This is a genomic window from Microvirga calopogonii, from assembly GCF_003347665.1.
GTDB lineage: Bacteria > Pseudomonadota > Alphaproteobacteria > Rhizobiales > Beijerinckiaceae > Microvirga > Microvirga calopogonii.
Map to the genome: position 1 here is coordinate 1 of NZ_QDGA01000241.1, position 1,277 is coordinate 1,277.

Consider the following 1,277-nt stretch of genomic DNA (forward strand, 5'->3'; position numbering starts at 1 on the left):
GGTGCCGTCTGGGATGTGGTGGACTTTTGAGAGGGTGGCGTAGTCTCCGGGTGTTGAAGCCCACAAAACGGGATTCGGGCGTTGGAGCGCCAGGGTCCCATTGGAGACCACGCCATGACGGACCCTATCAGCAAGTCACATTCTGCGCATCTGACCGGCCAACCTGACGCCCGACTTTTCGACAACTGGATCGACCCGATCGAGACCGGCGTGCGCGAGCGGGTGCGCGATTGGATCCAAGGCCTCATCCAGGCCGAACTGGAGGCCGCTCTCGGCCGACCCCGCTATGGCCGGTCGCCTGCTGGCGAGCCGTCCGTCGGCACGCGCGGCTACCGCAACGGCTGCCGGTCGCGCACGCTCACCGGCACCTTCGGGCCGACGGAGATTTCCGTGCCGCGGGCCCGCCTGCACACCGAGGATGGCGGCACCACCGAGTGGAGGAGTGCTGCCCTGCGGGCCTATCAGCGCCGCACCAAGGCCGCCGATGCCCTGATCGCCTCGGCCTATCTGGCCGGCACCAACACCCGGCGGGTGCGCCGGGCGCTGGCCTCTTTGTTCGGCGGCGCGGTGGGCAAGGACACGGTCAGCCGGATCTGGCGCCAGGTGCAGACCGACTGGCAGGCCTGGAACCAGCGCTCGCTCGCCGACGAGCCGATCGTCCGGCTGATCCTTGACGGCACGGTGGTGCGGGTCCGGCTCGACAAGAAGGCGACGTCGATCTCGCTCCTGGTGGTGATCGGCATCCGTGAGGACGGGCAGAAGGTGCTGCTGGCGGTCAGGAACATGGGCGGCGAGACCACGGCCGCTTGGCGTGCGGTCCTCGACGACCTCGTCGCGCGCCAGCTGCGCCGGCCAGCCTTTGTCATCGTGGATGGCGCGCCGGGCCTGGAGCAGGCGCTCGCGGCCGTGTGGGAGGGTGTGCCCCTGCAGCGCGGCACGGTGCATAAGCACCGCAACCTGCTCGCCCATGCGCCCAAGCGTCTCTACGACGCGATCACGGCGGACTACACCGACATGATCTATGCCGCCACGGCCGAGGAAATTGAGGAGCGCCGCCAGGCCTTTCTCCGCAAATGGCGGCTGCGGCATCGGGCGGTGGCGGACAGCCTGGAGGAGGCGGGCGAGGCGCTGTTTGCTTTCACGACGCTGCCGTCCTCGCAATGGAAGTCGGCCCGCACCACCAATGCCATCGAACGGCTGCACGAGGAGTTCAAGCGGCGGATCAAAACCCAGACGGTGCTGCCCTCGGCTGCCACCGCCGCCATGCTGTTCTGGGC

The 1,277-nt window shown here is 68.6% G+C and carries 1 protein-coding gene; it reads left to right on the plus strand.

The genetic code is table 11. The features are described 5' to 3' along the window. Nucleotides 1–114 precede the first annotated feature (114 nt). A partial coding sequence (locus DDF70_RS36225) for an IS256 family transposase (protein WP_114949222.1) occupies nucleotides 115–1,277 on the plus strand: 1,163 nt, incomplete at its 3' end.